Origin of the sequence: uncultured Cedecea sp. (genome assembly GCF_947498825.1) — a bacterium.
Lineage (GTDB): Bacteria > Pseudomonadota > Gammaproteobacteria > Enterobacterales > Enterobacteriaceae > JGM124.
In genome coordinates, this window is the sequence record NZ_CANMLV010000013.1 from 123617 (window position 1) to 129938 (window position 6322).

Sequence of the window (6322 nt, forward strand, 5' to 3'; positions counted from 1 at the left end):
TGAGAAACAGAAGATCTCTGCCGCGCTTTAGGCTATGATCCGCGGTTCCTCAGCTTTCCTGTATACGCAGGGGAAAAACCGCAGATAGCGGTTCGCACGCCTCCCACAGCCTGAGAGCGTGTGTCAACAATCATGAATGTATAACTTTCAGTCTTCGTCTTTCTATCGATTTGGTTCAAGTGGAGTCAGCCGTGTCACTTTCGCTTTGGCAACAGTGCCTTGCCCGATTACAGGATGAGTTATCCGCCACAGAATTTAGTATGTGGATACGTCCCCTACAGGCGGAATTGAGCGATAACACGCTGGCCTTGTACGCACCAAATCGATTTGTTCTCGATTGGGTAAGAGATAAATATCTCAATAATATCAATGCATTGTTGAATGACTTTTGCGGCGCTAATGTGCCCTTACTGCGCTTTGAAGTAGGCAGTAAGCCAGTGATTCAGCAGCCTGATAATGGGGCGGCACATGTAGCTGCACCGGCACATGTTGCGCGTACGGCGGCCCCGGTACGCCCAAGCTGGGATAATCTTCCTGCACCGGCGGAACCGGCTTATCGTTCCAATGTTAATTTAAAACATACCTTTGATAACTTCGTTGAAGGTAAGTCAAACCAGTTGGCGCGAGCGGCAGCACGACAGGTTGCGGATAATCCGGGTGGTGCTTATAACCCGCTATTTCTCTATGGCGGCACTGGTTTAGGTAAAACGCACTTATTGCATGCGGTGGGGAACGGGATCATCGCGCGTAAACCTAATGCCAAAGTGGTCTACATGCACTCTGAGCGTTTTGTGCAGGATATGGTTAAAGCTCTGCAGAATAATGCGATCGAGGAGTTTAAGCGTTATTACCGATCCGTGGATGCCCTGTTGATCGATGATATTCAATTCTTTGCCAATAAAGAGCGTTCCCAGGAAGAGTTTTTTCATACCTTTAACGCCCTGCTTGAAGGTAACCAACAGATAATCCTGACGTCGGATCGTTATCCAAAAGAGATCAATGGCGTTGAAGATCGTCTTAAGTCTCGCTTTGGCTGGGGACTGACCGTTGCTATTGAACCTCCAGAACTCGAAACGCGCGTCGCCATTTTAATGAAAAAGGCGGATGAGCACGATATTCGCTTGCCTGGTGAAGTCGCATTCTTTATTGCTAAACGGCTACGATCCAACGTGCGTGAGCTCGAAGGAGCATTGAACCGTGTGATTGCTAATGCAAACTTTACCGGACGTGCAATTACCATCGACTTCGTACGTGAAGCATTGCGCGATCTGCTGGCACTCCAGGAAAAGCTGGTCACCATTGATAATATTCAGAAAACGGTGGCCGAGTATTATAAAATTAAAGTGGCCGATCTGCTGTCTAAGCGCCGCTCTCGCTCCGTGGCGCGTCCGCGTCAGATGGCAATGGCGCTGGCGAAAGAGCTGACGAACCACAGTTTACCGGAAATCGGTGATGCTTTTGGTGGACGCGATCATACTACGGTGCTGCATGCATGCCGTAAAATTGAGCAGTTGCGTGAAGAAAGCCACGATATCAAAGAAGATTTTTCCAACTTAATCAGAACACTATCATCGTGATCCTATGAAATTTACCGTTGAACGTGAACATTTATTAAAACCACTACAGCAAGTCAGTGGCCCTCTTGGCGGCCGCCCGACACTGCCTATTCTGGGTAATTTGTTGCTACAGGTTGCCGATGATGCACTCTCTTTGACCGGTACTGATCTGGAAATGGAGATGGTGGCACGCGTATCCTTAGCCCAGCCAAATGAACCTGGGGCGACAACCGTTCCTGCACGTAAGTTTTTCGACATTTGTCGTGGCTTACCTGAAGGGGCTGAAATTGTCGTTACGCTGGAAGGCGATCGCATGCTGATTCGTTCCGGACGCAGCCGTTTTTCGCTATCAACGCTGCCCGCCATCGATTTTCCTAACCTGGATGACTGGCAAAGTGAGGTGGAATTTAGCTTACCTCAGGCGACAATGAAGCGTTTGATTGAGGCGACGCAATTTTCCATGGCGCACCAGGATGTACGCTATTACCTGAACGGTATGCTGTTTGAAACCGAAGGTGAAGAGTTACGTACTGTAGCAACGGACGGTCACCGTCTGGCGGTTTGTGCGATGTCGGTGGGGCAGTCATTACCCAATCATTCAGTTATTGTACCGCGTAAGGGCGTAATTGAACTGATGCGTATGCTTGATGGCGGCGAGAACCCACTGCATATCCAGATTGGTAGTAACAATATCCGTGCTCATGTCGGGAATTTTATCTTCACCTCAAAACTGGTGGATGGTCGCTTCCCGGATTACCGTCGTGTGCTGCCTAAAAATCCGGATAAACACTTGGATGCTGGCTGTGATTTACTGAAGCAGGCCTTCGCTCGTGCGGCGATTTTATCGAACGAAAAATTCCGTGGTGTGCGTTTATATGTCAGCGCAAACCAGCTGAAGATAACGGCGAATAATCCTGAGCAGGAAGAAGCTGAAGAAATTTTAGACGTCGAATATGATGGTACTGAAATGGAAATTGGCTTTAATGTCAGTTATGTATTGGATGTCTTAAACGCGCTGAAGTGTGAAAACGTCCGCATTTTGCTTACGGACTCAGTATCGAGCGTACAAATAGAAGATGCAGCCAGCCAGTCGGCAGCTTATGTCGTTATGCCAATGAGATTGTAGATGTCACTGACGCGTTTATTAGTCAAAGACTTTCGTAATATCGAAAACGCAGACCTGACTCTTTCTCCTGGTTTTAATTTTCTGGTGGGTGCTAATGGCAGTGGAAAGACCAGTGTTCTGGAGGCTATTTATACTCTGGGGCATGGGCGAGCTTTCCGCAGTCTACAGGTTAATCGAGTTATTCGTCATGACCAGGACGCTTTTGTCTTGCATGGACGTCTACAAGATGGCGAACGTGAAACCGCAGTGGGTTTAACAAAAAACCGTCTTGGTGACAGTAACGTACGTATTGACGGCAGTGACGGGCATAAAGTGGCAGACCTGGCTTTGATGATGCCAATGCAACTTATCACTCCGGAAGGTTTTACCTTGCTCAACGGTGGTCCTAAATACCGTAGAGCCTTTATTGACTGGGGCTGCTTTCATAATGAGCCTGGTTTTTTTATTGCCTGGAGCAACCTGAAACGTCTGCTAAAGCAGCGTAATGCTGCATTACGGCAGGTGACGCGTTACGAGCAACTACGTCCGTGGGATCTGGCACTGATCCCGCTGGCAGAGCAAGTCAGTCGCTGGCGAGCCGATTATAGTGCGGCTATCGCGGCAGATATGGCTGATACTTGTGCACAATTTCTTCCGGAATTTACACTGAGTTTTGCTTTTCAGCGTGGTTGGGAGAAAGAGAGTGACTATAGCGAAATACTGGCAAGAAATTTTGAGCGCGACAGAATGTTGACCTATACCGCGCTGGGGCCCCATAAAGCCGATTTTCGGATCCGGGCTGATGGTGCACCCGTCGAGGATACGTTGTCGCGTGGACAACTAAAATTACTGATGTGCGCCCTAAGACTGGCACAGGGTGAATTTCTTACCCGCCAGAATGGGCGACGCTGCTTGTATTTGATAGATGATTTTGCCTCTGAACTGGATGATTCCCGGCGTGGCTTACTGGCACACCGGTTAAAAGCCACATCGTCACAAGTTTTTGTCAGCGCGATTAGCGCAGAACATGTGATGGACATGGCGGACAAAAATTCAAAGATGTTCGCAGTGGATCAGGGTAAAATAGCGGATTAACCGAAGATTAAATGAGCGAGAAACGTTGATGTCGAATTCTTATGACTCCTCCAGTATCAAAGTCCTTAAGGGCCTGGATGCGGTACGTAAACGTCCGGGTATGTATATCGGCGATACGGATGACGGCACTGGCCTGCACCACATGGTATTTGAGGTCGTAGATAACGCTATCGACGAAGCACTCGCAGGCCACTGTAAAGACATCGTTGTCACTATTCATGCTGATAACTCCGTCTCTGTCACCGATGATGGCCGTGGTATACCGACCGGTATTCACCCGGAAGAAGGTATCTCCGCTGCTGAAGTTATCATGACGGTATTACACGCAGGCGGTAAGTTCGACGATAACTCCTATAAAGTTTCCGGCGGTCTGCATGGCGTAGGTGTTTCTGTGGTTAACGCCTTGTCCCAGAAGTTGGAGCTGGTGATTCGCCGCGACGGTAAAGTGCATCAGCAAACCTACTCTCATGGTGTACCGCAAGCGCCACTGAGCGTGACAGGGGAAACCGAAGCAACAGGGACATTGGTGCGTTTCTGGCCAAGCCATGAGACTTTTACCAATGTTGTTGAATTTGAATACGATATTCTGGCTAAACGTCTGCGTGAGCTCTCATTCCTGAACTCTGGCGTTTCTATCCGCCTGATCGATAAGCGTGATGGTAAACAGGATCACTTCCACTATGAAGGTGGTATCAAGGCCTTTGTTGAGTATCTCAACAAAAACAAAACGCCTATCCATCCAAACGCATTCTATTTCAGTACCGAAAAAGACGGTATTGGTGTTGAAGTCGCGCTGCAGTGGAACGACGGTTTCCAGGAAAATATTTACTGCTTTACCAACAACATTCCACAGCGTGATGGTGGTACTCACCTTGCAGGCTTCCGTGCGGCGATGACCCGTACCTTAAACGCCTACATGGATAAAGAAGGCTACAGCAAGAAAGCGAAAGTCAGCGCCACCGGTGATGACGCCCGCGAAGGCTTGATTGCAGTGGTTTCGGTCAAAGTGCCTGATCCTAAATTCTCTTCGCAGACTAAAGATAAACTGGTTTCTTCAGAAGTGAAATCAGCGGTTGAACAGCAAATGAACGAACTGCTGGCTGAGTATCTGCTGGAAAATCCGGGTGATGCTAAGATAGTTGTCGGTAAAATTATTGATGCGGCGCGTGCACGTGAAGCGGCTCGTCGCGCGCGTGAAATGACGCGTCGTAAAGGTGCGCTTGATCTGGCGGGTCTGCCTGGCAAACTGGCTGACTGTCAGGAACGCGATCCTGCTCTGTCTGAAATCTACTTAGTGGAAGGGGACTCAGCGGGTGGCTCTGCAAAACAGGGGCGTAACCGTAAGAACCAGGCGATTTTACCGCTGAAGGGTAAAATTCTTAACGTTGAGAAGGCGCGCTTTGACAAGATGCTGGCTTCTCAGGAAGTTGCTACTCTGATTACTGCTCTGGGCTGTGGTATCGGCCGTGACGAATATAATCCGGATAAACTGCGTTACCATCATATCATCATCATGACCGATGCCGACGTCGATGGATCGCACATCCGTACCCTGTTACTGACGTTCTTCTATCGTCAAATGCCAGAAATCGTCGAGCGTGGCCATGTTTATATTGCTCAGCCGCCGCTGTATAAAGTGAAGAAAGGCAAGCAAGAGCAGTACATCAAAGATGATGAAGCGATGGATCAGTATCAAATCGCTATCGCACTGGATGGCGCAACACTGCACACCAATGCCAGCGCACCTGCATTAGCAGGGGAGCCACTGGAAAAACTGGTGTCTGAGTTCAACGCGGTGCAGAAGATGATCGGTCGTATGGAACGTCGTTATCCGCGTACCTTACTGAATTCGCTGGTTTATCACCCCACGCTTACTGAAGCAGAGCTGAGTGATGAAGCGAAGGTTACCGAGTGGATTTCAACGCTGACCACCTATCTGAACGAAAACGAACAGCATGGCAGTACCTGGAATTTCGAAGTACGTCATAATATGGATCGTCAGATTTACGAGCCGGTTGTCAGAGTACGTACTCACGGTGTCGATACCGACTATCCGCTGGAGCAAGAATTTATTGCCGCGGGTGAATATCGTCGTATTTGCGCTCTGGGTGAAACGCTGCGCGGGCTGGTTGAAGAAGATGCCTTCATCGAACGTGGCGAACGCCGTCAGTCGGTTGAAAGTTTTGAGCAGGCGCTGGAATGGCTGGTAAAAGAGTCTCGCCGTGGCTTGTCGGTTCAGCGTTATAAAGGTCTGGGTGAAATGAACCCTGAGCAACTCTGGGAAACCACGATGGATCCAGAAAGCCGTCGCATGATGCGCGTAACGGTGAAGGATGCCATTGCGGCTGACCAGCTGTTCACAACTTTAATGGGTGATGCGGTAGAACCTCGTCGCGCATTTATTGAAGAGAATGCGCTGAAAGCGGCGAATATCGATATTTAACGCTTGTTTCTCACAGTGAAAGCCGCGCCGTTGCGCGGCTTTTTTACTGTGCGCCGAGCATGGCGCGTAGCGCCTTGATGGGCGCTGTCTGTTGACTGTGGTGGTTAACAGACGACTTGGAGG

Annotated in this window: 4 protein-coding genes; all 4 read left to right on the forward strand. The window is 49.2% G+C overall.

Annotation, left to right across the window (positions count from 1 at the left end):
* Positions 1-191: 191 nt before the first annotated feature.
* The 4 genes from dnaA to gyrB are packed head-to-tail and all read left to right on the forward strand — an operon-like array spanning position 192 to position 6199.
* A complete protein-coding gene (gene dnaA, locus Q1A40_RS14605) occupies positions 192-1577 on the forward strand; it encodes a chromosomal replication initiator protein DnaA (RefSeq protein ID WP_300001281.1) in 1386 nt (461 codons plus the stop codon).
* Between the two features lie 4 nt (positions 1578-1581).
* Positions 1582-2682 (forward strand): DNA polymerase III subunit beta, encoded by a 1101-nt coding sequence (gene dnaN / locus Q1A40_RS14610; RefSeq protein WP_300001283.1) that lies wholly within the window; start codon positions 1582-1584, stop codon positions 2680-2682.
* Entirely contained in the window at positions 2683-3756 is a 1074-nt protein-coding gene (gene recF / locus Q1A40_RS14615) for a DNA replication/repair protein RecF (RefSeq protein ID WP_300001284.1), read from the forward strand.
* A gap of 28 nt (positions 3757-3784) precedes the next feature.
* Positions 3785-6199, forward strand: a complete 2415-nt coding sequence (gene gyrB, locus Q1A40_RS14620) for a DNA topoisomerase (ATP-hydrolyzing) subunit B (protein ID WP_300001286.1) — start codon at positions 3785-3787, stop codon at positions 6197-6199.
* The last annotated feature ends 123 nt before the right edge of the window (positions 6200-6322 follow it).

What these genes read in the sequence shown, in the direction of transcription:
- dnaN (WP_300001283.1), top strand. Translation starts at nt 1,582, where the DNA reads ATGAAATTTACCGTTGAACGTGAACATTTATTAAAACCACTACAGCAA.
- recF (WP_300001284.1), top strand. Translation starts at nt 2,683, where the DNA reads ATGTCACTGACGCGTTTATTAGTCAAAGACTTTCGTAATATCGAAAAC.
- gyrB (WP_300001286.1), top strand. Translation starts at nt 3,785, where the DNA reads ATGTCGAATTCTTATGACTCCTCCAGTATCAAAGTCCTTAAGGGCCTG.